The organism is Sphingomonas sp. 10B4 (assembly GCF_035019905.1).
GTDB classification, from domain to species: domain Bacteria; phylum Pseudomonadota; class Alphaproteobacteria; order Sphingomonadales; family Sphingomonadaceae; genus Sphingomonas; species Sphingomonas glacialis.
In genome coordinates this window covers 1-26,849 of the sequence record NZ_JASJVC010000049.1, presented here as the reverse complement: position 1 = coordinate 26,849, position 26,849 = coordinate 1, and the positions used below count along the sequence as shown (strand labels likewise).

The 26,849-nt window shown below is 68.3% G+C and carries 24 protein-coding genes; 8 read left to right on the top strand and 16 right to left on the bottom strand.

Annotated features, from left to right (window positions below; all coding sequences use genetic code 11):
* Positions 1 to 292: 292 nt before the first annotated feature.
* The 7 genes from QN347_RS13845 to QN347_RS13815 form a co-directional block, all read right to left on the bottom strand.
* Positions 293 to 1,297, bottom strand: a complete 1,005-nt coding sequence (locus tag QN347_RS13845) for an MBL fold metallo-hydrolase (RefSeq protein WP_322160389.1) — start codon at positions 1,295 to 1,297, stop codon at positions 293 to 295.
* A gap of 150 nt (positions 1,298 to 1,447) precedes the next feature.
* The gene (locus QN347_RS13840) at positions 1,448 to 2,305 is read right to left on the bottom strand and encodes an RDD family protein (protein ID WP_322160390.1); all 858 of its coding nucleotides are present in this window, start codon (positions 2,303 to 2,305) and stop codon (positions 1,448 to 1,450) included.
* Entirely contained in the window at positions 2,286 to 3,311 is a 1,026-nt protein-coding gene (locus QN347_RS13835; RefSeq protein ID WP_322160392.1) for a stage II sporulation protein M, read from the bottom strand. The genes QN347_RS13840 and QN347_RS13835 overlap by 20 nt, the downstream gene beginning before the upstream one ends.
* Positions 3,311 to 4,621, bottom strand: a complete 1,311-nt coding sequence (locus tag QN347_RS13830) for a DUF58 domain-containing protein (RefSeq protein ID WP_322160393.1) — start codon at positions 4,619 to 4,621, stop codon at positions 3,311 to 3,313. The genes QN347_RS13835 and QN347_RS13830 overlap by 1 nt, the downstream gene beginning before the upstream one ends.
* A gap of 89 nt (positions 4,622 to 4,710) precedes the next feature.
* Complete coding sequence (locus tag QN347_RS13825) at positions 4,711 to 5,691, bottom strand: AAA family ATPase (RefSeq protein ID WP_133189867.1); 981 nt, start codon at positions 5,689 to 5,691, stop codon at positions 4,711 to 4,713.
* Positions 5,673 to 6,884 carry a hypothetical protein gene (locus QN347_RS13820; protein ID WP_323494062.1) on the bottom strand — a complete coding sequence of 404 codons (1,212 nt, stop codon included), beginning with the start codon at positions 6,882 to 6,884 and terminating at the stop codon, positions 5,673 to 5,675. The genes QN347_RS13825 and QN347_RS13820 overlap by 19 nt, the downstream gene beginning before the upstream one ends.
* Positions 6,881 to 7,582 (bottom strand): DUF4129 domain-containing protein, encoded by a 702-nt coding sequence (locus QN347_RS13815; protein WP_133189871.1) that lies wholly within the window; start codon positions 7,580 to 7,582, stop codon positions 6,881 to 6,883. The genes QN347_RS13820 and QN347_RS13815 overlap by 4 nt, the downstream gene beginning before the upstream one ends.
* A 196-nt stretch (positions 7,583 to 7,778) precedes the next feature.
* On the opposite strand from QN347_RS13815, the gene QN347_RS13810 reads away from it, so the two are divergent.
* Complete coding sequence (locus tag QN347_RS13810; protein ID WP_322160400.1) at positions 7,779 to 8,249, top strand: DUF2141 domain-containing protein; 471 nt, start codon at positions 7,779 to 7,781, stop codon at positions 8,247 to 8,249.
* Positions 8,246 to 10,840 (top strand): MMPL family transporter, encoded by a 2,595-nt coding sequence (locus QN347_RS13805; RefSeq protein ID WP_322160402.1) that lies wholly within the window; start codon positions 8,246 to 8,248, stop codon positions 10,838 to 10,840. The genes QN347_RS13810 and QN347_RS13805 overlap by 4 nt, the downstream gene beginning before the upstream one ends.
* A gap of 186 nt (positions 10,841 to 11,026) precedes the next feature.
* Here QN347_RS13805 and QN347_RS13800 read toward each other — a convergent pair whose 3' ends face one another.
* Both QN347_RS13800 and QN347_RS13795 read right to left on the bottom strand, forming a co-directional pair.
* Entirely contained in the window at positions 11,027 to 12,049 is a 1,023-nt protein-coding gene (locus QN347_RS13800; RefSeq protein WP_322160403.1) for a VacJ family lipoprotein, read from the bottom strand.
* A 35-nt stretch (positions 12,050 to 12,084) separates the two neighbouring features.
* The gene (locus tag QN347_RS13795) at positions 12,085 to 12,690 is read right to left on the bottom strand and encodes an ABC transporter substrate-binding protein (protein WP_322160404.1); all 606 of its coding nucleotides are present in this window, start codon (positions 12,688 to 12,690) and stop codon (positions 12,085 to 12,087) included.
* Positions 12,691 to 12,973: 283 nt separating this feature from the next.
* On the opposite strand from QN347_RS13795, the gene ispH reads away from it, so the two are divergent.
* Positions 12,974 to 13,930: a 4-hydroxy-3-methylbut-2-enyl diphosphate reductase gene (gene ispH, locus QN347_RS13790; protein WP_322160406.1), complete on the top strand. Its 957-nt coding sequence runs from the start codon at positions 12,974 to 12,976 to the stop codon at positions 13,928 to 13,930.
* An 8-nt stretch (positions 13,931 to 13,938) separates the two neighbouring features.
* Entirely contained in the window at positions 13,939 to 15,084 is a 1,146-nt protein-coding gene (gene hpnH / locus QN347_RS13785; protein ID WP_133189883.1) for an adenosyl-hopene transferase HpnH, read from the top strand.
* Here hpnH and QN347_RS13780 read toward each other — a convergent pair.
* The 7 genes from QN347_RS13780 to hpnA are packed head-to-tail and all read right to left on the bottom strand — an operon-like array spanning position 15,004 to position 22,888.
* Positions 15,004 to 15,780: a phosphorylase gene (locus tag QN347_RS13780; protein WP_322160407.1), complete on the bottom strand. Its 777-nt coding sequence runs from the start codon at positions 15,778 to 15,780 to the stop codon at positions 15,004 to 15,006. The genes hpnH and QN347_RS13780 overlap by 81 nt on opposite strands.
* Positions 15,777 to 17,726, bottom strand: a complete 1,950-nt coding sequence (shc, locus tag QN347_RS13775) for a squalene--hopene cyclase (protein WP_322160409.1) — start codon at positions 17,724 to 17,726, stop codon at positions 15,777 to 15,779. The genes QN347_RS13780 and shc overlap by 4 nt, the downstream gene beginning before the upstream one ends.
* A 9-nt stretch (positions 17,727 to 17,735) precedes the next feature.
* On the bottom strand, positions 17,736 to 18,989 hold the full coding sequence (gene hpnE, locus QN347_RS13770) for a hydroxysqualene dehydroxylase HpnE (protein ID WP_322160410.1): 1,254 nt from the start codon (positions 18,987 to 18,989) through the stop codon (positions 17,736 to 17,738).
* The gene (gene hpnD / locus QN347_RS13765; protein WP_322160412.1) at positions 18,986 to 19,825 is read right to left on the bottom strand and encodes a presqualene diphosphate synthase HpnD; all 840 of its coding nucleotides are present in this window, start codon (positions 19,823 to 19,825) and stop codon (positions 18,986 to 18,988) included. The genes hpnE and hpnD overlap by 4 nt, the downstream gene beginning before the upstream one ends.
* Entirely contained in the window at positions 19,822 to 20,673 is an 852-nt protein-coding gene (gene hpnC / locus QN347_RS13760) for a squalene synthase HpnC (protein ID WP_322160414.1), read from the bottom strand. Before hpnC ends, hpnD begins: the two co-directional genes overlap by 4 nt.
* A complete protein-coding gene (locus QN347_RS13755) occupies positions 20,670 to 21,893 on the bottom strand; it encodes a glycosyltransferase (RefSeq protein WP_322160416.1) in 1,224 nt (407 codons plus the stop codon). The genes hpnC and QN347_RS13755 overlap by 4 nt, the downstream gene beginning before the upstream one ends.
* Positions 21,890 to 22,888 carry a hopanoid-associated sugar epimerase gene (hpnA, locus tag QN347_RS13750; protein WP_322160418.1) on the bottom strand — a complete coding sequence of 333 codons (999 nt, stop codon included), beginning with the start codon at positions 22,886 to 22,888 and terminating at the stop codon, positions 21,890 to 21,892. Before hpnA ends, QN347_RS13755 begins: the two co-directional genes overlap by 4 nt.
* Positions 22,889 to 23,166: 278 nt before the next feature.
* Between hpnA and hpnI the strand changes: the two genes are divergently transcribed.
* The 4 genes from hpnI to hpnK are packed head-to-tail and all read left to right on the top strand — an operon-like array spanning position 23,167 to position 26,783.
* On the top strand, positions 23,167 to 24,324 hold the full coding sequence (gene hpnI / locus QN347_RS13745) for a bacteriohopanetetrol glucosamine biosynthesis glycosyltransferase HpnI (RefSeq protein ID WP_322160420.1): 1,158 nt from the start codon (positions 23,167 to 23,169) through the stop codon (positions 24,322 to 24,324).
* A 3-nt stretch (positions 24,325 to 24,327) separates the two neighbouring features.
* Complete coding sequence (gene hpnJ / locus QN347_RS13740; RefSeq protein WP_322160422.1) at positions 24,328 to 25,752, top strand: hopanoid biosynthesis associated radical SAM protein HpnJ; 1,425 nt, start codon at positions 24,328 to 24,330, stop codon at positions 25,750 to 25,752.
* 9 nt (positions 25,753 to 25,761) lie between these two features.
* A complete protein-coding gene (locus QN347_RS13735) occupies positions 25,762 to 25,962 on the top strand; it encodes a hypothetical protein (protein ID WP_322160423.1) in 201 nt (66 codons plus the stop codon).
* Positions 25,959 to 26,783, top strand: coding sequence for a hopanoid biosynthesis-associated protein HpnK (hpnK, locus tag QN347_RS13730; protein WP_322160424.1), 825 nt, complete (start codon positions 25,959 to 25,961; stop codon positions 26,781 to 26,783). The genes QN347_RS13735 and hpnK overlap by 4 nt, the downstream gene beginning before the upstream one ends.
* Positions 26,784 to 26,849: the final 66 nt, after the last annotated feature.

Below are 26,849 nucleotides of genomic sequence, written 5' to 3'. Positions count from 1 at the left end.
TGAAAACTTGTTCGTCGTCTTGCTCATGGTAGCTCCTTCTCACAAGTAGAAGCCTCCGAGAAACCCGGGACGGTTCACCTCCCGCGAACACCTACTTGAACCTCGATCTGTAACGGCCTGCGGGGCGTCTCTCGAAGGCGAGATCGCTCTCACTAACTCACTGATATCGCAGCGTCGGAGCAAGCGCCTGCAAAAGACCCGCCCTCTAGGAGCAACGTTGTGCATGCTCCTCAATGCAAGTCGTACGGCTCCCCTCGTGGAGCGGCGCAGCGCTTTAGCAACCGGACATGCCTCAGGCGGCCACGCCGCTCGCCCCTCGATCCATGTCGTACACCCCGCCCGGTTCCGCCGCGACGAAGCGCGATGCCGCGATCCCCGCCGCCGACAGCTCTGCGCCCAGCGCCAACCGCGGCGCATCGTGCGCTTCGTCGGTCAGCTGGAACGTCCCCCAATGGATGCCGAGCGCCTGCCCCGCTTCGACATCCTCGAAAATTCGCACGGCTTCCGCCGGATCGACATGCTGCTCGGCCATGAACCAGCGTGGTTCGTACGCACCGATCGGGATCAACGCGACGTCGGGCGCACCGAGCCGCTCGCAGACGCTGCGAAAGATCGCGCCGTCGCCATAGCCCGTGTCGCCGACGAACCACACCGTCCCCACCGGCGTCTGAAGATAGTGTCCGGCCCACAGCGCCATCCGCACGTCGTTCGGCCAGCGATTCGCCCAGTGCCGCGCGGGGGTCAGCGTCGTTGCGAAGCCCTCAGCCAGTGCCAGGCTGTCCCACCAGTCGCCGACGACGCAACGCGCCTCGGGGATCGCCGCGCGGACGATCGCGTCGTTGCCGAGCGGCATCGCCATCAGCGGCGCGTGCGCGGCGTGGAGCCGGCGCAGGGTGGCGAGATCGAGATGGTCGTAATGGCAGTGGCTGAGCAGCACGATGTGGATCGGCGGCAGATCTTCGAACGCGATCCCCGGCGCGGTGACTCGCTTGGGGCCGAGGAAGGAGAAGGGGCTCGCGCGCTCCGACCACACCGGGTCGGTCAGGATGTTGACCCCCGCCGCCTGGATCAGCAGCGACGCGTGGCCGACCATCGTGACGCGCAAGCCCGCGTGCCGCGCGACGGGCTTGGCCGGGACCACCGGCACCGACGCCGGCCAGCGCGCTGCGCCGTTCGCGAGCTTCCAGCGCAGCACCGCGCCGAGCCCGGCATCGCTTGGCGGCTGGCCAGGGTTGAAGAAGCGCACGCCGTCGAAATGGTCGCTCGGCGGGCCGGAATAATAGCGGTTACGGGGCATGGGCTGCGCCTGGATCGGGGTTCAACAGACACGCCTCCCCACCGTCACCCCGGCCTTGTGCCGGGGCCCACCGTTCCGCGCGCGCGTCCGCGGCAGCACGCGTATCCCGGTGGCCCCCGGAACAGGTCCGGGGTGACGAAGCATGGCGGATCACGCGAACTTATCCGCCCGCCGCCGCCCGACGAGCAGCCCGCGCTCCAGCCGCCCGCACAGCGCCGCGTAATAATCGGTCAGGAAGCCGCGATCGTCGTGATCGTCGGGCAGCCCCGCCTTGCGCCGGATCGTCGCGGCGACGGTGACGATCGCCTCCTCGCTCCCGCCGCGCAGCACTTCCTCGAGCATCTGCAGCTCGTACACGCCGTACAGCCCGAGCGCCGCCTCGCTGAACACGCGCCGCTCGCGCTCGACCGGCACCACCAGATCCGACCCGAGCTTCCCGCGCACCGTGTGCACCACCCACGTCCCCGCAAGCAGATCGCCGACGCGCAGCCGGTCGCGGTTGAACAGCGGGAAGAACAGGAAGATGCCGCTCCAGCCCAAAGCGAACAGCGTCAGCGCGCTGTCGGCCCAGCCATGCACCGCCTGGCTGCCGAGAAAGCTCAGCGGCAGGAACAGCTCGATCTCGCGCATCGCGTTGCGCGCGATCACCGCGCCGCCGGTCAGCCGCGCTCCGTCGCGCGCGACGACTCGCAGGCCGACCAGCCGCTTGCCCGGCGTCGCCCCGCTCCCGCTCAGCTCGAACAGCGCGAACCAGCCGTTGCGCAGCACGAAGAAGCCGAGCAGCCACAGCACCGCAAACGCGCCTTGATGACTCGCCCAGGCGAGATACGCGATCGCGATCGTCGCGACGATCAGCACGACGAGGATCGCCAGCAGGTCGATCACGAACGCCCCCGCGCGCTCGCCCGCGCTGCCGAGCTCGATCCGCAGATCGACGCCCTCGGGCGTGACGAAGCTGCGCCGCAGCGACAGCGGCGCCTTGCGCGCCTTACGCCGCAGCCACGCCATCGCGGCGACTCCTCGGCAGATAGAAATAGAGCAGCCAGCCGACGAGCATCACCGAGCCGATCGCATAGCGCGCGAGATCGTTGGTCACCGTCTGCCGCCCGATCCCTTCGAGCAGCCCGGCGACGAGCAGCATCACCACCGCACCCCCCATTACGGTCGCGCCCGTCTTGCCCGCCTGCACCGCCGCGTCGCCGCGCGTCGCGCGCCCGGGAAAGGCGATCGCGGTACCGATGCGGAACCCCGCCGCACCCGACAGGATGATCGCGAACAGTTCGGTCGTGCCGTGGATCGCGATCCAGCCGGCAAAGCCGAAGCCCAGTCCCTTGGGCACGAACACCGCTAAAAACGCACCGAGCATCAGCCCGTTATACGCGATCAGCAACGCCGTCGGCACTGCGAAGGCAAAGCCCAGCGCGAACGAGAAGATCGCGATCTGCGCGTTGTGCGTGAAGAGATAGGCGGCGAAGATCGTCAGCATGTCGTCATGCTTGCCGTACAGCGTGCCCCGCAACGTCTCGACCGAGGCCGACGGATCGCGCCCGCCCGCCATCCCCTGCCCGACCAGCCCGAAGAACCAGCCGGGATCGGAGCGCACCAGCAGATAGCCGACGACCGCGCCCGCCACCGTCAGCAGCAGCGAGACGAGCGTCTCGCGCCACAGCGCGCGGACCGCGGCGGGCCATGTCTGCGTGAAGAAGACGCGCAACTGCCGCACGGCCGAGGTCGGCACGCCGTACAGCTGGAAATAGGCGCGCGTGCACAGCTGCTCGAGATAGGTCACCAGCGCGCGATCGAGCGACGTCTCGCGCGCGATCGACAAGGAGGACAGGGCTGTGCGGTACAGCACGGGCAAAGCGAGCAGATCGTCGTCGCTCAGCGCCTTGATCGAGCGTTTCTCGATCCGCGTCACCAGCGCTTCGAGCCGCTGCCAGTCGGCGTCGTGCGCCGCACGGAAACGGCTGGCGTTGACCGTGGCGGGTTGCGCGGTGAGGAAAGCGGTGGCCATCAGAGCAGATTCCTGCGTTTCAGCGCGACATAGCCCGCGACCAGCTCCTCGCCGACGCGGTCGTGTGCGCTTTCGATCACATGCACGCCGAGATGCTGGAGCCGCGTGAGCACCAGCTTGCGATCGCGCAGCAGCGCAGCGGCGGTGACGGCGCGCGTCACGTCGTCGGCGTTGGTCGGCGCCGCGTCGACAAGGCGCTCGACCTCTTCGTCGCGCAGCACGACGACGAGCAGCAAATGCCCCTTGAGCAACCGGGCCGCCGCCCGGACCAGAAAGTCGGCCGAGGTCAGATCGGTGAATTCGGTGAACAGCACGATCATCGAGCGCCGCGTCAGCCGCGCGGCGAGCGTGGTCAGCGCGAAGCTGTAGTTGGTCTCCTCGCCGCTATAATCGATCGCGGCCGCAAGCCGCTGGAGATTGGCGAAGGCGGGCATTCCCGAAACCAGCCCGCTCGCGATCCGCGGCCGCGAATCGAACGCGTGGAGCGCGACGCGGTCGCCGAGTTTCAACGCGATCCAGGCAGTCAGCAGCATCGCCGACACCGCGCGATCGACGCGCGGCAGACCGGCGACAGGCTCGGACATCTGCCGCCCGGAATCGATCGCGAAGACGATCTGGTTGTTGCGCTCGCTGCGATATTCCTTGGCGTGGAGCTTGGTCTGGCGCGCCGACTGTTTCCAGTCGATCGACCGGCGGTCCATTCCCGAGCGGAACTCGACCAGCGCATCGAAGTCGGTGCCGTCGCCGCGATCGATTTGCGCGAGCAAGCCCGACAGCGCGTGGCGCTGGAACATCTGCGCGCCGCGGTCGTGCAGCGCACGGATGTCGGGGAGGATCGGCAGCGTCACGTCGGCGGGGAGGATCCGCTGCTGCCACGCCAGCCCGAAGCCCCCGCGCCACCGGAGCCACAGGCGGTCGACTCGCGCGGTGCCACGCCGCAGCGTGGTGAGCGGGAGCAGCGCTTCGCCGCGCCCGTCGTGCAGCGTGAGCCACAGCCGTCCGTCATTCTCGAGCGCGAGCAACGGTCCGCCATCGAGCGCTACCTCTGCACTGCGCGGCGGCCGGCCGCCCGCGATCGCAACGCGGATCGTCGCGTCGACCGTCGCACCGACCGGGGCAGTCGTCGGGGCCGAAAGGCTGGCGGTCCCGATGCGGTGCGCGCTGAAAGCATCGAACGCGGTGAGCAGCAGCACCGCGATCGGCCAGGCGAGCCCGACATACCAGCGACCGGGGAGCGCCACCGCGATCAGCAAGGCCACCGGCGCGCCAGCTGCTGCGGCCAGGACTGCGGTACGCGTGGGGTAGATCATTGCGCGATTGCCCGCTGCACGCGCACCACGCCCGCCCCCGTCATCCCCGCGAACGCGGGGGTGGCGGTGGATAGGGAGCGCGGGGCTCATCACCGCGGTGCTTCGATCGTCTCGATGATGTGGCTCACGACATCCTCGATCGCGCGCCCGTCGATCTCGGCCGCCGGCGACAGGATCAGCCGGTGCCGCAGCAACGCCGGCGCAAGCGCCTTCACATCGTCGGGGATCACGAAATCGCGCCCGTCGAGCGCTGCCCGCGCCCGCGCCGCACCCGCCAGCATCGCGCCCGCACGCGGCGACGCACCGCTTTCCAGATCGGCGACGTCGCGCGTACCCCGGATCAGCGCGGTGATGTAATCGATCACCTCGTCGGCGAGCCGCACTTGCCCGACCACCGCGACCGCCGCGCCGATCACGCCCGCGTCGGACACCTGCGCGACGCCCCATTCCGCCGGCTCCATCGCGTGCGCGGCGCTGCCGTGCGCGGCGATGATCCGGCGCTCCTCGGCAGCGCTCGGATAATCGACCGTCTGCTTGAACAGGAAGCGATCGAGCTGCGCCTCGGGCAGCGGATACACCCCCTGCTGCTCGATCGGGTTCTGCGTCGCGACAACCATGAAGCGTTCGCCGAGCGACAGGCTTTGCCCATCGATCGTCACGGTGCGCTCCTGCATCGCCTCGAGCAGCGCCGCCTGTGTCTTGGGCGGGGTGCGGTTGATTTCGTCGGCCAGCAGCAGATCCGTGAAGATCGGCCCGCGCGTCAGCGTGAAGCTGCTCGTCTGGAAGTTGAACAGGTTCGCGCCGATGATGTCGCCCGGCATCAGATCGGGCGTGAATTGGATCCGCCCGTAATCGAGCCCGACCACCCTTGCGAAGCTGCGCGCGAGCAGCGTCTTGGCGGTTCCCGGCGGGCCTTCGAGCAGCACGTGCCCGCCCGCGAACAGCGCGACGAGCAGGATCTCGACGGTCTGCTCCTGCCCGACCACCGCCTTGCCGATTTCGTCGCGAATCGCCACGCCGAGCGCCGCCACGTCTTCGACCGTTTCGAATGTCACCGCGTCTTCTCCCATAACCAATGATGCAGCGCTTGCGCCGCCGCGAGCATCGCGCGCGGATCGCGCGCCGCCTGTGCCTCTGCCGCCAGCGCGCTGAACCGCGCTCGCCCGCGCAAGGCATCGAGATAGCCGTCGACCGCCGCGCCCTGCAGCCGTGTGGGCACGCCGAACACCCCGCCGGCGCGCTCGCGCACCAGATCGACATAGCGCGGGCCCAGCCGCCCCTGCCGCCCGGCCTTGCGGACGAGTGCTGCGGCATTGTCGATCAGCGCAGTCTTGCCGAACGCGATCGCGCGTGCGCGCCGCCGCGCAGGACCGAAGCGCGCGGTCGCCTGGACGCCTGCGAGCAGCACCGCCGCCGCCAGCGTCAGCGTCATCGCGAGGAAGGGCGGATCGAACAGCAGCTTGAGCGGGCTCGGCGATGCGCCGAAGCCGTTGAGCGTGACGTCGAAGGTGATCGTCTTGGCGCCGGTCGCATTCAGCCAGTCGAGCAACTCGAGCGCCGCACGCGCCTGCGCTGGGTCGCGCATGCCGATGTTCGACAACAGATCGGGATCGGCGAGCACATAGAGCGGCCCACCACTGATCTGGCCCAGCACGACATGCCCGTCGGCGTCGGTCAGGATCGGGCGCACGTCGAGGCCGGTGATCGTCTGCACCGGGCGCGGCGCGGCAAACGTGATGCTGCGCGGCATCCACGACAGCGCGCGCAGCGGGCGCCCGCCGCTCGCGTAGCGCGTGACCTTGAGCTTGTATTGCGGCGCGAGGACGCGCTCGACATCATCCACATCCCGGAAATCGACGAAGCGCGCCCAGCCGGAATGCGTCGGATCGACCGACGTGCGCCATTTCGGCAGGATGACGAGCGTCGTCTTGGCGCCGCGCGCGGCAAGCGCCTTGGTCATGTCGGTCGCGCCCGACTCGGGAGTCAGCACGACGAGATCCTCGCCATCCAGCTGCCGCGGATTGCGGACGATCTGCGGATTGCGTCCGGTCGCCTCGGCGAGCCGCACGATCCCGCTATAGCCGACCGCCGCGTTCGACAGCGCGTGCGCGCGCCCGTCGCGGCCCGAACGCAGATCGGGCGCATAGGCGCCGAGCACGAGCATCGCGATGAACGCGAAGATGCCGACCGCGAGCAGGATTGCGACGGTCCGCACGCTAAACGCATTCGCTCCACTTGCCCCGCTGACCGTGACGTCGCTCATCCGCGCCATGATCCCGGTAGCGCGAAGTCGCGATAGGCGGCGCGCGCCTGCGTCCAGTCCGACGCATCGACCGGGCGCCCGCCGAACAGGCTGCGCTCGACCAGCCGCGCGATCCCGGCGAACAGGTCGCGCGCCGAAAACGGGATCGCGCTCGATGCGCTCAATTCACGGCTGGTCAGCGCCGGACGGACGAGTTGCGGACGCCGCCGCGCGATATCGTCGATCGACCGCCGCAACAGATGGTGCACCGCCTCGGCGTAGCGCCCCTCCGCCGCGAGCAGATCGGCCTCGCGCAGCCACTCGTGGACCGGCGCTGCGTCGGGTGCCCAGGCTTCATCGATCGGCTGCGACACGGTCGGACGCCGCCGCACGAAGCGCGGCCAGCGCCATTCGCCATGCCGCACACGGGTATACACCGCCCAGAGAATCGCGATCGCGACCAGCCCCAGCACGCCCCACAACAGGATCCGCGCATAAGGCCAATGCGGCATGCGGGAACCGATCCACAGCAACGCGCGCCCAACGGGCTCGAACAGCTTGCCGAGCCATTTGCCGAGCTGGACCAACCATTCGGGCGGCTGGGGCGGCGGCGGCGCGCGCTGGAGCGTGAACTGCACCGCAGGATCGGCCTTGAGCGCGGCGTGGGCGGCGGCAAAGCGGTCGGTGGCGGTTGCCACCTGCGATGTCCCTTCGCTCACGTATATTCCCCTGCGACGCGCTGCTGCGGTGCGCACAAGAGTAGAGCAACCCGACCGCCGCGCAATCGCCAATCGCGGTCGTATCGGTCGCCGTGTTGCAGTGCGGAACGGCTTAAGCCGGGGTTCAGCGCACCACCCGCAAACGCTCCCGACCAGCCGGTTTCATTCCGGTCCCAATCTGGTCTAAAGGGCCGCCATGCAACCTTTCTCTTCGCTTCCGCGCGCAGCAAAGCTGCTGATCGTTTCGCTGCCGGTATTCGCGCTGACCGCCGGCCAGGGGTCGAGCGGACAGCTCCACATCGCGGTCGACAACGTCCGCGATCGCACCGGTCGCGTCCATGTCGATCTCTGCACGCAAGCGCAGTATCTCAAGGATTGCCCGATCTCGGGCGAAGCGCCCGCGCGGCTTGGCCAGACCATCGTGACGGTGAGTGGCCTGAAGCCAGGTCGCTATGCCGCAGAGGTGTATTACGACCAGAATGGCAACAACAAGCTCGACCGCGCGGTGTTCGGCGTGCCGAAGGAAGGCGTCGGCTTCTTGAACGATGCCAAGATCAAGCTCGCCGCGCCGAAATGGGAGGAAGCCGTGTTCGACTATGACGGGCAGGAAAAGACGATCCGGCTGAAGCTGCGCTATTTCATCGGCCCGAACGCGCCCGCCAAGTGATCGCCCGCTTGCTCCAGCAATTCGTCGCGCTCGGCGTGCGGCGTCCGTTCGCAGTGCTCGGCCTGTGCCTCGCGCTCGTCGTGGGCGCGGCGGTCTATGCCGCGGGTCATTTCGCGATGACCACCGACACCGCGGCGCTGATCTCGCCCAAGATCGCCTGGCGACAGAATGAGAAAGCGGTCGAGACCGCGTTCCCGCAGCTGTCCGACGTGCTGCTGGTGATCGTCGACGGCAAGACCCCCGAACTCGCCGAAGCCGCGACCGCCAAGCTCTCCGCCGCGCTCGCTGCGGACACGGCGCATTTCCGTCGCGTCCAGCGACCCGATGGCGGCGCCTATTTCGACCGTGAAGGGCTATTGTTCGGCTCGACCGCCGAGGTGCAGGCGTCGACCAAGGCGCTGATCGGCGCGCAGCCGCTGCTCGGGCCGCTCGCGAGCGATCCGTCGCTGCGCGGGATCGCGGCTGCGTTCTCGACGATGCTGACCGGAGTCGAGCGCGGGGACGTACCCCTCTCGCGGATCGCGCGGCCGATGCGGACGATGGCCGCTGCGCTCGACGCATCGGCGGCGGGGAAACCCGCCTATTTTTCGTGGCAGGAACTGTTCGCCGAGCCGGGTTCGGGCGCTACGCCGCCGCGCCGCCGCCTGATCCTCGCACAGCCCAAACTCGATTACGGCGCGCTGCAGCCCGGCGAGGACGCCGTCGCTGCGATCGTCGCGCAGGCCAGCAAACTCGGGCTCGATCCGGCGCACGGCGTGAGCGTGCGAACGACCGGCGAAGTCCCGCTCGCCGACGAGGAGTTCGCGACGCTCGAGGAGAATATCGGCTTCGTCGGGTTGGTGATGGCCGCCGCGATGCTGCTGACCTTGTGGTTCGCGACGCGCTCGGTGAAGATCGTCGCAGGGATCGTCGTGACGATCGTCGCGGGGCTCGTGGTCACGACCGCGCTCGGGCTGCTCGCGGTCGGCGCGCTCAATCTGATCTCGGTCGCGTTCATTCCGTTGTTCGTCGGGCTCGGGGTCGATTTCGGCATCCAGATCTCGGTGCGCTTCAACGCCGAGCGGCTCGACGGCGCCGATACCGGGGCAGCCCTCCAGCGTGCCGCGACCGCGCTCGGCGCGCCGCTCGCGCTTGCCGCGGGGGCGGTGTTCCTCGGCTTCGGCGCGTTCCTGCCGACCGATTACATCGGCATCGCCGAGCTCGGCATCATCGCCGGGCTCGGGATGATCGTCGCGCTGGTGGCGAGCGTCACGCTGCTGCCCGCGATGCTGATGCTGCTCAAGCCCGGCGCGCCGCGCCGCGAAGTCGGCTTCAGCGCGGCCGCGCCGCTCGACCGCTGGCTGCACACGCATCGCAAGACCGTCCTGTGGGCATTTGCCGCGTCGATGGCGGGGAGCATCGCTTTGCTCCCCTTCGTCCAGTTCGACTTCAACCCGCTCCATCTGCGCGCCAAGGACGGCCCGGCGATGGTCGCGCTGACCGACCTGATGCGCGATCCGCTACGCACGCCCAACACGATCAACGTGCTCGCGCCCAATGCCGATGCGGCAAAGGCGCTCGCGGCGAAGCTGCGGACCTTGCCCGAGGTTGCCGAGGCGGTGTCGGTCGACGGGTTCGTACCCGAGGATCAGCCCGCGAAGCTCGCGATCGTACAGGATGCCGCACTGCTGCTCGACGCGGCGGTCAATCCGTTCGACGTGACGCCGCCGCCGAGCGATGCCGATTCGGTGGCGGCGCTAATGAAGGTCGCCGGCGAATTGCGCGCGAGCGCAACCGCGCATCCCGGTGCCGCCGCAGCCGAGGCGCGCCGGCTTGCGACGGCGTTCGATCGCCTGGCGCGCGCCGCGCCCGCTGAACGGACAAACGCGAGCGCGCTGCTCGTCACGCCGCTCGGCACGATGCTCGACCAGATCCGCGCGACGCTCCAGGCCGAGCCGGTGACGCGTGCGACGCTCCCACCCGAAATCGCGAGCGATTGGGTGTCGAAGGACGGCCGCGCGCTCGTCCAGGTCTTCCCCAAGGGCAATAGCAACGACAATGCCGTGCTGCGCCGCTTCACCAAGGCCGTCCGCGCGGTCGCGCCGACCGCCAGCGGCCTGCCGGTCGCGACGCACGAAGCCGCGGGGACGGTTGCATGGGCGTTCGTCGAGGCGGGCATCCTCGCGCTCGTGCTTGTCAGCGGCTTGCTGTTCGTCGTGCTGCGCGATGCGAAGGAGGTTGCCTTCACGCTCGCACCGGTCGTGCTGTCGGGCTTCCTGACGCTGGGGAGTTGCGTGCTGATCGGACAGCCGATCAACTACGCCAACATCATCGCCTTCCCGTTGCTGTTCGGCGTGGGGGTCGCGTTCCACATCTATTTCGTGATGGCGTGGCGCGATGGCGCGACCGATCTGCTGCAATCGAGCCTCGCGCGCGCGGTGCTGTTCAGCGCGCTCGCGACGGGTAGCGCGTTCGGCAGCCTGTGGCTGTCGCACCATCCGGGGACGGCGAGCATGGGCAAGATCCTGATGATCTCGCTCGCGTGGACGCTGGTCTGCGCGCTGATCTTCGAGCCAGCGTTGCTCGGCCCGCCGCGGGCGAAGAAGGCGTAGCCCGCTTGCTCCCCTCCCGCCTGCGGGAGGGCACCTTCTTGCTCCCCTCCCGCCTGCGGGAGGGGCTGGGGGAGGGAACGACCTGGATCCCCTGCGCTCCGCCTGAGGCACGCCCCTCCCCTAACCCCTCCCGCACGCGGGAGGGGGAAGTTGTGCGGCTGGCGGCGCGCTCGACGCGCGACGGCGCTATCGCTGGACGGCGGTCGTCGCCGGAGCAGGGGGAACCGACGGCGTCGGGTTGACCGGCGCTGCGGGATCAGCCGGAAAATCATCGACCGCCGTTTTCTCCGCAGACGGCGGCGTTGGCGCCGCCGCCGGATCCGCAGGGAAATCGTCGGGCTTCGCGGCCAGAATCGCGCTCGCCGGCGCAGCCCCTGCTGCCGGATCCATCAGCGGATCCGCCGCCGGATCGGTCAACGGATCGTCGAGCGCGCTCGCCGCGGCAGCCTTTGCGCCATGGCTCTCGGCAATGCTCACCGCGCGGTCCTGCAGATAGGCCGATCGCAGCGTCGCATACGGATCGATCGCGCCGCCGAGCAGCGCCTTTAGCGCGCCATCCGATTCGACGCGCAGATCGAGCCCGGTCAGAACAGCCTCCGACACGCGATATTCGGCGCGGTCGAATGGCGTGCCGATCGTGAAGGCATAGGTCTGCCCCTGCGCGATGCCCGCCCCGAAATCGCGGAAATCGCTCGGGCCGACCAGCGGCAGGAAGATGTAGGGCCCCGGCCCCAGGCCGTAATGGCCAAGCGTCGTGCCGAAGCTGTTGTCGTGATGCGGCAGGTTGAACTCGCGCGTCTTGGCGACGTCGAGCACGCCGCCGATCCCGATCGTCGAATTGACGAGGAAGCGCCCGACGGTCTTGATCGCGCGCTTGGGCTTCAGCTGCAGCATGTCGTTGGCGAACACCAACGGCTCGCCGACATTCGAGAAGACGTGCCGGATCCCGGTGCGCAGCGGCTTGGGGACCACCGTCTTGTACAGCATCGCCAGCGGCCGGAACGCGATCCGGTCGAGGAACTGGTGGATCGAGAACATCGTCCGGTTGAAGCCCTCGAGCGGATCGCCCTTGGTCCGGTGATGCCGCGGCCGCGCCGCGCCCACGGCAGCGGGGGCCGGTGCCGGCGGTGCCGCACGCGACGTGACGGCCACCGGCGCCGCGACGTCCTGCGCCATCGCCACGGGTGCGACGAACAGCGCGAGCGCCATCGCTATCGCACTGCTCGTCCCCCGCAGCCGCAAGATCAGCGTCCGCCCTTGGCCGAAAGGTCGTTCAGGTGGCTGATCAGCGCCTTCGCCCCGCCCTTGGCGAAGATCGTCGCGAAGTCCGCGCGGCGCGTTGCGAGCTGGCTGATCGCGTTCTTGTAATAGACATCGACGATCCGCCACGAACCGCCACTCTGGCGCAGGCGATAGCCGATCGCGACCGGATCGCCCTTCGGCGCGGCGAGCGTCGTGCGCACCACCTTGTCGGTTCCGCGCGTCTCGACGGTGGGATCGATCTTGAAGCTCTCGCCGCCATAGCTGTCGAAGTTCGCCGCATATTGCGCGACGGTCAGCCGCCGCATCGCCGCGACGAGCGCGGTCTGATCGGCCGGCGCGACCTTGAGCCAGTCGGGACCGACCGACAGCCGCGTGATCAGCGCGACGTCGAAGGTCTGGTCGACCACCGGCCCGATCCGCGCCGCGCGGCCCGCGGTGCCGAGCGTCTTGCCGCTCTTCATGATCGCGAGCAGGCCGTCGTCGAGCGTCTGGACCGGCGCACGCGCAGGGTCATTGGCCTGGGCGGCGAGTGGCGCAGCGAGGACAAGCGCCACGACAGGCACGATCACTCTGAGAGAAAACGTCATCGAAAGCTCCTATTGGGATATTCCGGGGGGGCCGCCTGGGCAGCGCCGGTACCACTGTCCTGCCGCTAGCACAAACGGCTGTAGCGGCGATGAACGCGCTCGCGCCGGGCGGGTTGCATGACGCTCGTCGCGGCACCGCCCCGCGCCGACGGCTTTTTTGCGTTCCCCTCATGTTGCAACGCGGCTAAGATAGCTATCTGGGAGGCATAGATGACGGATTAGCGCGAATGCTGTAGGGCGTTCGTGCCCGGTTCGGCATTCGAGCGGACGGAAGGAACGGTGTTTGCAGGTCATTCTCGCCAACCCACGCGGTTTTTGCGCTGGGGTCGTACGGGCTATCGAAATCGTCGAGCGGGCGATTGATCGCTACGGCGCGCCCGTCTATGTCCGCCACGAGATCGTCCATAATCGCCACGTCGTCGATACGCTGCGCGCCAAGGGCGCGGTGTTCGTCGAGGAATTGTCCGACGTGCCCGAGGGCGCGATGACGGTCTTCTCGGCGCACGGCGTCGCGCGCTCGGTCGAGGACGAAGCCAAGACGCGCAAGCTCCCGGTGTTCGACGCGACGTGCCCGCTCGTCACCAAGGTCCATCTGCAGGGCCGCCGCTACGCCAAGGACGGCCGCACGCTGGTGATGATCGGCCATGAAGGCCATGCCGAAGTCGTTGGCACGCGTGGCCAGGTCGATGCGCCGGTCCATCTCGTCTCGACCGAGGCCGATGTCGCCGCGCTCGACCTGCCGACCGATACGCCGATGGCGTATATCACGCAGACCACGCTCAGCGTCGACGACACCAAGAGCGTCATCGCCTCGCTCGGCGAGCGCTTCACCAACCTGATCGGCCCCGACGTGTCGGAGATCTGCTACGCGACGCAGAACCGCCAGAGCGCAGTGCGCGACCTCTGCAAGGTCGCCGATCTGATCCTCGTCGTGGGCTCCGAAAACAGCTCGAACTCGAGCCGTCTGCGCGATCTCGGCGCGGACGAAGGCCTTCCGAGCTATCTCGTCGCCGATGGCAGCGCGATCGACCCGGCATGGTTCGAAGGCATCGAGCGCGTCGGCCTGACGGCAGGCGCGTCTGCCCCCGACGAACTCGTCGAAAGCGTGATCGCGGCGCTGCGCAAGCTCGGCCCGGTCGAGGTGACGCAACTCTCGGGCGTCGTCGAATCGCTCGAATTCGGCCTGCCGCGCGAACTGCGCGACCCTGCCCCTACCAAACGCGCCGCCGTCGGCGCATAGGAACAGCCATGACGCTTCCCCTCGCTCCGCTCATGCGCATCGGCGCCTACACGCTCAAGAACCAGATCATGGGCGGCAAATACCCGCTCGTGCTGATGCTCGAGCCGCTGCTGCGCTGCAATCTCGCTTGCCCCGGCTGCGGCAAGATCGATTATCCCGACGCGATCCTCAACCAGCGCCTGTCGTATGAGCAGTGCATGGAAGCGATTGACGATTGCGGCGCGCCCGCCGTCTCGATCGCGGGCGGCGAGCCGCTCCTCCATCGCGACATGCCGCGCATTGTCGAGGGCTATATTGCGAAGAAGAAGTTCGTGATCTTCTGCACCAACGCGCTGCTGCTCAAGAAGAAGATCGACGACTACAAGCCGTCGCCTTACTTCACCTGGTCGATCCATCTCGATGGCGACAAGGGCATGCACGATCACGCCGTCGACCAGGACGGGACCTACGAGATCGCGATCGACGCGATCAAGCTCGCCAAGTCGAAGGGTTTCCGCGTCCAGGTCAATTGCACCGTGTTCGAAGGCGCCTCGGCCGAGCGGCTTGCCGGCTTCTTCGACATCATGGAAGAGCTGGGCGTCGAGATCACCATCTCGCCGGGCTATTCGTACGAGCGCGCCGCCGACCAGGAGCATTTCCTGACGCGCGAGCGCACCAAGAACTTCTTCCGCGACGTCTTCTCGCGCGGCGATGGCGCGCGCGCGTGGAGCTTCACCAACTCGCCCTTGTTCCTCGATTTCCTCGCGGGCAACCAGACCTATGAGTGCACGCCGTGGTCGATGCCGCTGCGCACCGTCTTCGGCTGGCAGAAGCCATGCTACCTCGTCGGCGAGGGCTATGTGCCCACGTTCGCCGAGCTGATGGAAGGCACCGACTGGGATCAGTACGGCGTCGGCAAATATGAAAAGTGCTCGAACTGCATGGTGCATTGCGGGTTCGAGGGCACCGCTGCGGCAGACGCCGTGCGCAACCCGCTCAAGATGTTCACCGTCGGCCGCAAGGGCATCCGCACCGAGGGGCCGATGGCGCCCGACATCGACCTCAGCCATGCGCGCAAGGCCGAGGACGTCCACTCAACGCATGTCGAGGCCGAACTCGCGAAGATCAAGGCGGCCGATCCCGACGGCTTCAAGCGCACCCAGCGCGCGGCCTAAGCTGCGGAACGCCGCACCGGCATCGCGGCCGGTGCGGAGGAGCGCGGGGAGCTGTGCGGGGTTTTTCGCCAGCGATTTGAGGATCGCGCCGAGCGCGACGCTGCCATCGGGGTTCATGCCGACGAGCGCTGCCGGCGGGAGCGCGTGGTCGGCGCTGTCGGAGATCGTGCGCAGGATCGCGAAGGGCAGTCCGTGCCGCGCGGCGACTCGCGCGGCAATGTGCGATTCCATGTCGACGGCAATTGCGCCGGTTTGCGTATAGAGCGCGGCTTTCTCCGCGACGGAAGCGATGATCGTATCGGCACCGACGATTGTGCCAGCGTGCGCCTCGGGAAGATGATGCGCGAGCCATCCGATGAATGCGCGCCCAGTCCCCTTCTCCGTCACCCCGGGCTCGTCCCGGGGTCCACCGTGCCGCGCGTGCTCGGGCGATAAATCTTGCGGCACGGTGGACCCCGGAACAGGTCCGGGGTGACGGCTGTGGTTGAGAGTGCCCACCACGACATCGCCGGCACGCAATGCCGGATCGAGCGCGCCCGCGACGCCGCACGACAGGATCGCGGTCGCCCCAGCCACAGCCGCCTCGAGCTCACGCTCCAACCGCGCCGCATCCCCGCCACCAGCGACCACCACAACACCCGGCCGCGCAATAATGGCCGCCTCGCGGTGCAGCCCGCAGGCGACGAGCAGCGTCACATCCCGAACGCCGGCCGGCCCGCATTCGAGCGCTTCAGATTGCGATACCGCGCCACCGCCCATAACGGGAAATACGCCGGATACCCGTGATACCGGAGGTAAAACACACGCGGAAAACCGCCGCCGGTATATTTCTCCTGCCCCCACAGCCCGTCGGCCGCCTGCGTCGCGATCAGATGCTTCACCCCACGCTCGACCGCGGGATGATCGACCTTCCCCGCCGCCATCAGCGCAAGCAGCGCCCAGCCGGTCTGCGATGCGGTCGACGCCGCAGGCGTGTAGCCCTTGTAATCGAGCGCATAGCTCTCGCAATCCTCGCCCCAGCCGCCGTCGAGGTTCTGGATGTGGAGCAGCCAGTCGGCGCCCTTGCGCACCATCGGATGCTTCGCATCGAGCCCCGCGGCATTGAGCGCGCACAGCACCGACCAGGTGCCGTAGATGTAATTCACCCCCCAGCGCCCGAACCAGCTCCCCTCGGCCATCTGCTCCTTCTCGAGGAAAGCCAAAGCCGCCTTCATCCGCGGCGAATCGGTCTCGCCCAGCTGCGCGAGCATCGACACGACACGCGCGGTGACGTCGCTCGTCGGCGGATCGAGCAGCGCGCCGTGATCGGCGAACGGGATGTTGTTGAGGTAATGATAGCTATTGTCGGCATCGAACGCGCCCCAGCCGCCGTCCTTGCTCTGCAAGCCAACGGTCCATTCCACACCGCGCGCGATCGGCTCGTCATACGGCAAGCCACCGCGATCCTTTGCGCGGTCCATCGCCATCACCACGACCGCAGTGTCGTCGAGATCGGGATAATGCGCGTTGTTGTACTGGAACGCCCAGCCGCCCGGGCGCACGTCGGATTTTTCATCGGCCCAGTCGCCCTTCACGTCGAGCACCTGCAGCGGCTTGAGCCAAGCCAGCCCCGCCATCGCGCGCGCCTCGGCGTCGTCGCCGCCCGCCTCGAGCATCGCATGCGCGGCAAGCGCGGTATCCCACACCGGCGAGACGCACGGCTGGCAATAGGCCTCATCGTCCTTGATCACGAGCAGCCGCTCGACCGATTCGCGCGCGATCGCCCGCATCGGATCATCCGCCGGGCAGCCCAGACAATCGAGCATCATCACGCTGTTCGCCATCGCCGGATAGATCGCGCCCAATCCGTCCTCGCCGTTCAACCGCTCGGTGACGAAGTCGAGGCACGCGCGGATCGCGCGCCGCCGCGTGCGCTTGGGCCAGAGCGGCTCGACCGCCTTGAGCACGACGTCGACCCCGCCGAAGAACGCCGTCCAGGCGCGCTTGGTCCCCGCCGCCCGGCTTTCGAGCGGCGCGCGCTTGTGCGTGTAGAGTTCGTCGACGCGCACGCCCGAAACGTTGCGCGCAACGGGCTTCTTCGCGGCAAGCACAAGCAACGGCACGATCACCGTCCGCGCCCAATACGACATCTTCGAGAGATGGACCGGGAACCAGCGCGGCAGCAGGATCAGCTCGACCGGCAGCGTCGGCACCGTCCGCCAATCGGCGCAGTCGAACAAAGCGAGCTGGATCCGCGTGAACACATTGACCGCGGCCGCCCCGCCCGCCTTGTGGATGGCGGCGCGTGCCTGCACCATGTGCGGCGCATCGACCGGATCACCGATCATCTTGAGCGCGAAATAGGCCTTCACGCTCGCACTCACGTCGAACGACCCGCCGTGGAACAGCCCCCAGCCGTGATGGCTCGCCGACTGGATGCGGCGCAGATACTTGCCGATCTTGCGCTCGATCTCGACGTCGCGCGGCTCGCCCAGATAGTGCCGGAGCAGCACATATTCGGCCGGGATCGTCGCATCGGCCTCGAGCTCGAACACCCAATGCCCGTCGGCGCGTTGCAGCGCGCCCAAAGCCGCCGCGGCACGGGTCGCGGTGGCGTCCGCCTCGTTCACCAGGCTCGCGCGGTCGATCGTCTCGATAGTCATGCCCCGCCCTTAGCCGACCGCAGCGCCACGCGCCAAGCGGGCAGCGGTCTCACCCGAGCGCAAGGCGCCCTCGATCGTGGCGGGGAGCCCGGTCTGCGTCCAGTCGCCCGCCAGGAACAGGTTGCGCCAGCGCGTGCGCGCGGGCGGGCGCTTGGCGTCCTGCTCGGGCGTCGCTGCGAAAGTGGCGCGCTTTTCCTTGACGATCTGCCACGGCGGCAGCGTCGCGGGCAGTTTGTGGATCACCGCGATATCTGCCCAGATTCGCGCCGCGAGCTCGGCGCGGTCGAGCTCGACCAGCGCGTCGGCCGCGCTGATCGTTACCGACAGCCGATCGGGAAAGGCGAAGATCCATTCCGCCGTCCCGCCGAGCACGCCGAGCATCGGCGCGACGCCGGGCGGCGGGACGTAAGCGAAATGCGCGTTGACGATCGCGCGGAAGTCGGTCGGGACGACCAGATCCGGCACGAGCGCTTCGGCAACCCAGGGCGGCACCGCGAGGATCACCGACTCGCCGGGCGCCAGCGGCTCCTCGCCCGCGCCGAAATTGAGCGCGACGACGCGGTCGTCGGCAAACTTCAGCGCGCGCAGCCGCCGCCCGAGCGTCAGATGCGTCCCCTGCCCCTCGAGCCACGTCAGCGCAGGGTCGACGAACGCCGCCGCCAGTGTCGGCTCGGCGATCCGCGGTCGGCTCGCGCGTCCGCCCATCGCCAGCGACTCGCGCATCACCGCCGCGGTCAGCCGCGCCGATCCGTCTGCCGCCGCGGTGTTGAGCACCGCGAGCAGGATCGGCTCGATCAATTTGTCCCACACCGCGCCGCGCGGCGCGACGCGATCGGCGACGGTCTGCCCCGCGCCACCGCCGAGCAACCCGCCGAACCGCAGATAGTCGCTCGCGCGCGTGCCCGGCACGCGGCGGCCATCTCGGAAAATCCACCACGGCAGCCGCCCGTCATTGATGCGCACCGACCAGCGCGCGCCCGTCGCGCGATCGACGAACGCGAAGTCGGCGTGCAGTGGCCCGCTCAACCGGTCGAGCGCGCCGATCGCGCCGAGATAGGCGTTCACCGCGCGATTGCCCGACAGGACGAGATGATTCCCATTGTCGATCGTCCGGCCGAGCTGCGGATCGTGATACGAGCGGCACCGCCCGCCGGCCTGCGCCGCGCCGTCGATCAGCTCGGCGGCGGTGCCGGCGCGCGCAAGATCGACCGCGGCGCCGAGCCCCGCCATCCCCGCGCCGATGATCCGGACCCGCGCGCTCAACGGAACAGCATCAGCCGCAGCACGGTGAAGATCAGCGCGGGCTTGTTGACCTTGATCCGGGTGCGCGGCGGCGCCCAGCCGATCGCCTCCATCCGCACCAGAATCGGCGCGTACACCGCCGCCATCAGCCGTGGTGCGATGAGATGCCCACGCGGACGCGCGTCGAGGATCGCTTGCGCCGCGGCGAAATGCGTGTGCGCCTTGGCCGCGAGCACGCGCGCGGCCGCATCGACGCGCGGATCGCCGACCACGGTGATCGGATCGAGCAGTTCGACCCCGGCCGCTAGCAGCGCCTCGCGCGGCAGATAGACGCGCCCGATACCCGCGTCTTCGTCGACGTCGCGCAGGATGTTGGTGAATTGCAGCGCGAGCCCGAGATGGTGCGCAAGCGCGACGCCGACCGCGTCCTCCATCCCGAAGATCTTGACCGACAGCCGCCCGACCGCCGAGGCGACGCGGTCGCAATAGAGTTCGAGCTCGGCCATCGAGGGCCAGCGGATATCGCGATCGACATCCATCGCCATGCCGTCGATTACCGCCAGAAAATCGGCCTTGTCGAGCGCGAAGCGGCGCACCGCCTCGGCGACGAGCGCCGCGCGCCCGGGATTGCCGCCCGCGTAGAGCGATTCGATATCGGCACGCCACGCGTCGAGCGCCGCCATCCGCGCGGGCCGGTCGCCGATCTCGTCATCGGCAATGTCGTCGACTTCGCGGCAAAAGGCGTAGACCGCGTACATCGCCTCGCGCTGCACCTTGGGGAGCACGCGCATGCCGGCATAAAAGGAGCTGCCGGAGACTTGCGCCTGGAGCTGCGCGGGGGTCGCCTTGGGGTTCATCCCCGCCCCTTAACCGTTTGCGACACCGCCGCCAACGCTGCGAGGCCAAGCGCTTCATATGGGCGGTGGTGGACGCGCTGCGACAACGGATCTCGCGCCTTGAGCCGCTGCATCAGGCTTACCGCGAGCCGGTGGATGATCGCGACCTCGACCGCGAGGCGGCGATCGTGGATCTGCCCGGCGAACCCGGCCGACTCGTCGAGCAAGTGCTGACTGCGCGCGGCAAGATCGCGGATCGTCGCCAGCAGGCCCGGCGTGGCGACGGGCTTTTCGAGGTCGTCGAGACGCGCGCCGTGCTGCGCCATCAGGTCGAGCGGGAGATAGACTCGCCCGATCGCGCGATAATCCTTCGCGCAATCCTGCGTGTGGTTGATCACTTGCAGCGCCGCGCACAGCGCATCGGACGCGGGCCAGGTCGCATGGTCCTCGCCGTGGACGTCGAGGACGTAGCGCCCGACGGGCATCGCCGAATAGCGGCAATAGTCTATCAATGCCGCCCAGTCGGCGCAGCGGTTCACCGTGCAATCGCGCTCGAATGCGGTGAGCAGGTCGAGCGCGTGCTGCGGGCTGATCCGGTGCGCCTCCATCGTCGTGCGCAGCGCAACCGAGGCGGCGTCGGCGTCGCGCGTCCCCAGGATCGTCGCGCGCATCGCGCCGAGCAACGCGAGCTTTTCGTCGGCCGAGACCGCCGGATTGTCGGCCACGTCGTCCGCCCCGCGGGCGAAGCGGTAGAAGGCCATTACCGGCGCGCGATGCTCGGGCTTGAGCAGCACCGAGGCGACGGGGAAATTTTCGTCCTTATGCCCCTTGCCTGAGGCGAGCGCATCGGCGGTGGTCGCGCCGCTCATGCCGCGAGATCCGCCTGGACGCGGCCCTTCCACAGCCCGCCGCGGCCGCGGACATGCTGCCACGCCGAGAGGAGCGTGCATCCGGCATAGAAGGTCGCGATGGCAGGCAGGAGCAGTCCCCAAAGTGGCGAGCGGCGGTAGAAGCGCAACATCGGCTGGAACGCCAGCGCCATCAACGCCCACGCGGCGATCGCAGCATATTGCGCGGGGCCGCGCGCGGCAATCGCCAGCACGGGCGGCGCGAGATAGGTGAGCGCGAGACCGAGCGTCGTGCCGGCGAGCAGCAGCGGCGAGTAATGGAGTTGCGCATACGCCGAGCGCGAGATCATCGCCGCGACCGAGCCCCATGTGTCGTAGCGCCGGATGCTCACCGCGCGATCGGTCAGCCCGAGCCAGACCGGCCCTTGGGTCTTCATCAACGCGCCGAACGCGCAATCGTCGATCAGCGCCGCACGCACCGCGGCGATCCCGCCCGCCGCTTCGAGCGCCCTCCGTTCGACCAGCATAACGCCACCCGCCGCCGCGCCCAGCCCGCGCCCCCGGCGGTTCACCGTGGAGAACGGGTAGAGCATCTGGAAGAACCAGACGAACGCCGGGATCAGCGCGCGCTCGGCGAGGCTCTCGCAGCGCAGCCGTGCCATCAGCGAGACGAGCACGCGGTCGTCGTCGACTGCACGCGTGACGAGGCTGCGCAGCGTGTCGGGGGCGTGGGCGATGTCGGCGTCGGTGAGCAGGAGGTAGTCGGGCGCGTCGCCGGCGGCGGCGATCCCTTGCGAGACGGCCCAGAGCTTGCCGGTCCAGCCGGGCGCGAGCGGCGCGCCGGTAACGACGCTTAGCCGCTCGGACCCGAGCGCGCGCGCGATGTCGGCGGTGCCGTCGCTGCTCGAATCATCGACCAGCACGATACGGAAGTCGCCGGGATAATCCTGCGCGGCCAGACTCCCGATCGAGCGCGCGATCACCTCCGCCTCGTCACGCGCAGGCACGATCGCAATGACCGACGGCCACCCTTTACCGTCATGCCGGGCTTGACCCGGCATCCATGCGAGACCTTCGCCCCCACGGCGGTCGTTCGGTTCGGCAGCCGGCTCGCATGGACCCCGGATCAAGTCCGGGGTGACGGGACCGTCCCGCTCCCGCGTCAGCCAGAACCCATCGCGCGCAAACACCAGCACCAGCCAGATCGCCAGCGACACCAGCGCCACCCCCAGCACGATCACGCCAGCATCCCCGCCTGCGCAAACCACGCGATCGCCTCGGCCAACGCCTCGCGGTACGGCCGCGCGCGATACCCCAGCTCCGCCTCGGCCTTGGCGCTCGAATAATACATGTCGTGCGCCGCCATCCGCAGCGAATCGAGCGTCAGGAACGGGTCTTTCCCCGTCACCCGCGCAAGCTGCTCATTCGCCCACGCCAGCGGAAACAGCGGCGCGCGGGGAATCCGCACTGTCGGCGGCTTGCGCCCGACGATCTCGGCCACGCTCGCCAGCATCTCGCGCAGGGCGACATCCTGCCCGCCGAGCACATAGCGCTCGCCGATCCGCCCGCGCGCCATCGCCGCGATATGCCCGTCGGCGACGTCATCGACATGGACGAGGTTGAGCCCGCTCTCGACGAACGCCGGCATCCGCCCGCTCGCCGCCTCGACGATGATCCGCCCGGTCGGCGTCGGCCGAGCATCGCGAGGGCCGATCGGGGTCGAGGGATTGACGATTACCGCGGGGAGCCCCTGCTCACGCACCATCGCCTCGACCAGCCGCTCGGCGACGACCTTGCTGCGCTTGTACGCGCCGACCGCCTGTTCGGGCGTGGCGGGGCGCGTCTCGTCCGAAGGTCGGCCATGATCAGGCACCAAGGTCGCGACGCTGCTGGTATAGACGATCCGCTCGACACCTGCGGCCAGCGCCGCCTCCATTACCGTTGCGGCGCTCGCACGGTTGTTGCGGACGATCTCCTCGGGGTCGCGCGCCCAGATGCGGTAATCGGCGGCGACGTGATAGAGCTGGCGTACCCCCGCCATCGCGCGCGCCATCGCCACGGGATCGCGCGCGTCGCCCTCCACGAGCTCGCCGGGAAAGTCGGCGAGGTTGGTCCGCGCGCTGCTCGCCCGCACCAGCCCGCGCACGTGCGCGCCCGATGCCGCCAGCTTGAGCGAGACCGCCGAACCGACGAAGCCCGAAACCCCGGTTACGAGTATGATGTCTGCGTCCGCCACCGTATCTCCTTGCCGCCGCGCTGTAGAACGCCGCGGCGTCCAGTCAAACCTCCGCGATGCGTCCCCCGCGTCTCGGCAACGGCAATCCTCCCCCGCCAGGCGGAGGATCAGTTGCCGGAAACGCCGCATGCTCTGCCGTGACCCAAACCCAGCGTTGCCACATCACCGTCACCCCGGCCTTGTGCCGGGGTGACGACAGGAAGCGCAAAGACATGACGCGCTTTTCACATTTTGCACCGCCTAGCCCACCCCGCTCCGTCAGCGTAAGGGCCAACATCGTGCAGCATCTCCCAATCCTTATCGGTACGGCGCTCGGCTGGCTGGCGATTGCGCTCGCCGCGTGCGGGGTCGGCTTCCTGCTCGTCTCCGCGCACACGTTCCGCCACTTCTTCGCCGCAGTCGTCCCCGCGCCGGCACGCAACGAAGCCGTCACCTTGCTCAAGCCACTCTACGGCCCGGAGCCGCGGCTGTTCGACAACCTCGCGACCTTCCTCGCGCAGACGCACGACGGGCCATTGCAAATCGTCCTCGGCGTGCAGCGTGCGGACGATGCCGCGATCGGCGTGGTCGCCGCGCTCAAGGCAGCACACCCGCAAGCGGATATCGAGCTCGTCATCGACGCGACCAGCCACGGCGCGAGCGGCAAGCTGTCGAACCTCATCAACATGGATCGCGTCGCACGCCACCCGATCCTGATCCTCAGCGACAGCGACATCGCGGTCGCACCGGACTATGTCGCGCAGTTGCTCGCCGCGCTCGATGCCCCAGGCGTCGGAGCCGTCACCTGCCTCTATCGCGGGCGCGGCGATGCCGGTTTCTGGTCGCTGATGGCCGCTGCCGGCGTTAGCTATCAGTTCCTGCTCGGCGCGACCTTCGGCGTTGCCAAGCGGCTCGCGACGCCGTGCATGGGATCGACGATCGCGCTGCGGCGCGAGACGCTCGACGCGATCGGCGGTTTCGCCCGCTTCGCCGATGTCCTCGCCGACGATTATGCCATCGGCGAAAGTGTTCGCGCGCTCGGGCTGCAGGTCGCGGTGCCGCCGATGCTCGTCACCCATGCCTGCGACGAGAGCAGCGTGGTCGCCCTATGGCGCCACGAGCTGCGCTGGGCGGCCACGGTGCGCGATCTGACCTTCTGGCCCTATGTCGGCAGCATCGTCGGCCTGCCGCTCCCCGTCGCGGTGCTGGCCGCGCTCTATTGGCCCGCCGCCGGCGTCATCCTCGCACTTGCAGCAATTTTCGCGCGCTGGGTGGTTGTGCGAAGCGTCGATGCGGCGGTAGGGAGACCGGTCGCGTCGTTCGGAATCGCGTTGCTGCATGATTTCGCCGCTTTTGCGGTCTATATCGCCAGCTTCTTCGTCCGGTCGGTTGATTGGCGCGGGGCGACCCTTACAATGAAGCAGGACGGCCGCATCGCAGCGGCCACGGAGCACTAAGACATGTTGCGGACCCTTTTTCTCCAGGCTCCCTCGTTCGACGGTTACGACGGCGGTGCCGGTGCGCGCTACCAGATGAAGCGCGAAGTGAAGTCGTTCTGGTATCCGACCTGGCTCGCCCAGCCCGCCGCGATGGTCGAGGGATCGAAGCTGATCGACGCCCCCGCGCACGACCAGTCGTGGGACGACATCAAGCATGAGATGGACGAGCGCGACCTCGTCATCCTCCACACTTCGACGCCGTCGTTCCGCCAGGACGTCCACACCGCCGAGCTGATCAAGCAGCGCAACCCGCGCATCAAGATCGGCTTCATCGGCGCCAAGGCCGCGGTCGAATCGACCAAGGTGCTCGAAACCTCGACCGCGATCGACTTCGTCGCGCGCAACGAGTTCGATTTCACGATCGTCGATGTCGCAAACGGCATGCCGCTGCGCGAGGTCGAGGGGATCAGCTGGCGCGACGACGACGGCGCGATCATCCACAACAAGGACCGCAAGGTCATCGAGGACATGGACAGCCTCCCCTTCGTCTCGCCGATCTACAAGCGCGATCTGCAGATGGAGAAGTATTTCGGCGGCTATCTGCTCCACCCCTACGTCTCGTTCTACACCGGCCGCGGCTGCAAGAGCCGCTGCACCTTCTGCCTGTGGCCGCAGACCGTCGGCGGGCATAACTACCGCACGCGCTCGATCGGCCATGTGATCGAGGAAGTGAAATACGTGATGGAGGCTTTCCCGCAGAACAAGGAAATCTTCTTCGACGACGACACGCTGACCGACAATCTGCCCCGCGTCGAGGAGCTCGCGATCGAACTCGGCAAGCTGGGCGTGACCTGGTCGTGCAACGCCAAGGCCAACGTGCCGTACAAGACGCTCAAGATCCTCAAGGAAAACGGCCTGCGCCTGCTGCTCGTCGGCTATGAGAGCGGCAACCAGCAGATCCTGCACAACATCAAGAAGGGCCTGCGCGTCGACGTCGCGCGGCAGTTCACCAAGGATTGCCACGCACTCGGCATCGTCATCCACGGCACCTTCATCCTGGGGCTCCCGGGCGAGACCGAAGAGACGATCGAGGAGACGATCAACTACGCCAAGGAGATCGATCCGCACACGATCCAGGTGTCGCTGGCGGCGCCTTATCCGGGGACGTTCCTGTACAAGCAGGCGGTCGAGAACAATTGGTTCGACGGTGGCGATCACCTGCTGACCGACGGCGGCACTCAGATCGCACAGCTGTCCTACCCGCATCTCCCCTCGGCGCTGATCTTCGACAAGGTCGAGGAGTTCTACAAGCGCTTCTACTTCCGCCCGTCGAAGATCTGGGACATCGTCCGCGAGATGCTGACCGACTGGCAGATGATGAAGCGCCGCCTGCGCGAGGGCGTCGAATTCTTCGACTTCCTGCGTCGCCGCAAAGAGCCTGCCTGAGCCGAACCGATGACGACGACGCTTGCCGGAATGACGGTCAACGAGCGGCTCGCCGCGACGGGCCGGGTCGAGCTGTGGGAAGACGCGGTGCGCGCGCGCGATCGTACCGCGATGATCGCGCTGCTGCGCCGGATCGCTGTGCCCAACCCGCAGAACGTCGCCGACGCCGTGCTCGCCGACCCGGTGTTCTACGGCTTCGCGCCGGCGTGAAGACCGCCATCATCACCGCCGACGATTTCGGCGTGTCGATCGAGGTCAACGCCGCCGTCGAGCAGGCGCATCGCGAGGGCGTGCTGACCGTCACCAGCCTGATGGTGACGGGCGCAGGCGCGGCGGATGCGGTCGAGCGCGCGCGGCGGACACCGACGCTCGGGGTCGGGCTGCACGTCGCGCTTGCCGAGACGCCGCCCGCGCTGCCGCCGGCGCAGATCCCCGATCTGGTCGATGCGCACGGCAAGTTCCGCATCGAGTCGCTCCCCGTCGCGTTGAAACTGGTCGGCTTGAAATCGGTCCGACGTCAGCTCGAAGCCGAGATCGAAGCGCAATTCGCGTTGTTCGAAGCGACCGGCCTGCCGCTCGATCACGTCAACACGCATAAGCACATGCACATGCACCCGGTGATCGCCGGCGTGCTGCTCGACGTCGGCTTGCGCCACGGCATGACGGCGATGCGCGCGCCGATCGAGGATCGCACGACACTGGCCAAGTTCGAGCCCGTCAGCGGCATCGACATCGCCCGGCCCTTCGCCAAGCTCGTCCAGGTCGCGGCGCGCAAGCGTGGGGTCAAGGTGCCCGACCGCGCCTTCGGCCTCGCCTGGTCGGGCGCGATGGATGCCGAGCGGCTGCGCGGCGTGCTGGCGCATCTACCCGACGGCGTCAGCGAGATCTATCTGCACCCTGCCACCGGCCCCTATCCGCTATCGGCGCCGGGCTATCAGTACGAAGCCGAATTCGCCGCCTTGCTCGATTCCAGCGCGCGCGCGATCGTCGCCGAGCGTGGTATAACCCTGGCGCGTTTCGCCGATCTGTAACCGGGAGAGACCCGATGAACTTCATCCCCAAATCCATGGCCCCCGCCCTGTCTCTTATACACATCT

Bases quoted from the DNA above. Each gene is read 5' to 3' on its own strand.
- QN347_RS13845 (WP_322160389.1), bottom strand. From the start codon at position 1,297: ATGCCCCGTAACCGCTATTATTCCGGCCCGCCGAGCGACCATTTCGAC.
- QN347_RS13840 (WP_322160390.1), bottom strand. From the start codon at position 2,305: ATGGCGTGGCTGCGGCGTAAGGCGCGCAAGGCGCCGCTGTCGCTGCGG.
- QN347_RS13835 (WP_322160392.1), bottom strand. From the start codon at position 3,311: ATGGCCACCGCTTTCCTCACCGCGCAACCCGCCACGGTCAACGCCAGC.
- QN347_RS13830 (WP_322160393.1), bottom strand. From the start codon at position 4,621: ATGATCTACCCCACGCGTACCGCAGTCCTGGCCGCAGCAGCTGGCGCG.
- QN347_RS13825 (WP_133189867.1), bottom strand. From the start codon at position 5,691: ATGGGAGAAGACGCGGTGACATTCGAAACGGTCGAAGACGTGGCGGCG.
- QN347_RS13820 (WP_323494062.1), bottom strand. From the start codon at position 6,884: ATGAGCGACGTCACGGTCAGCGGGGCAAGTGGAGCGAATGCGTTTAGC.
- QN347_RS13810 (WP_322160400.1), top strand. From the start codon at position 7,779: ATGCAACCTTTCTCTTCGCTTCCGCGCGCAGCAAAGCTGCTGATCGTT.
- QN347_RS13800 (WP_322160403.1), bottom strand. From the start codon at position 12,049: ATGGCGCTCGCGCTGTTCGTCGCACCCGTGGCGATGGCGCAGGACGTC.
- QN347_RS13795 (WP_322160404.1), bottom strand. From the start codon at position 12,690: ATGACGTTTTCTCTCAGAGTGATCGTGCCTGTCGTGGCGCTTGTCCTC.
- hpnH (WP_133189883.1), top strand. From the start codon at position 13,939: ATGACGCTTCCCCTCGCTCCGCTCATGCGCATCGGCGCCTACACGCTC.
- shc (WP_322160409.1), bottom strand. From the start codon at position 17,726: ATGACTATCGAGACGATCGACCGCGCGAGCCTGGTGAACGAGGCGGAC.
- hpnD (WP_322160412.1), bottom strand. From the start codon at position 19,825: ATGAACCCCAAGGCGACCCCCGCGCAGCTCCAGGCGCAAGTCTCCGGC.
- hpnC (WP_322160414.1), bottom strand. From the start codon at position 20,673: ATGAGCGGCGCGACCACCGCCGATGCGCTCGCCTCAGGCAAGGGGCAT.
- hpnJ (WP_322160422.1), top strand. From the start codon at position 24,328: ATGTTGCGGACCCTTTTTCTCCAGGCTCCCTCGTTCGACGGTTACGAC.
- QN347_RS13735 (WP_322160423.1), top strand. From the start codon at position 25,762: ATGACGACGACGCTTGCCGGAATGACGGTCAACGAGCGGCTCGCCGCG.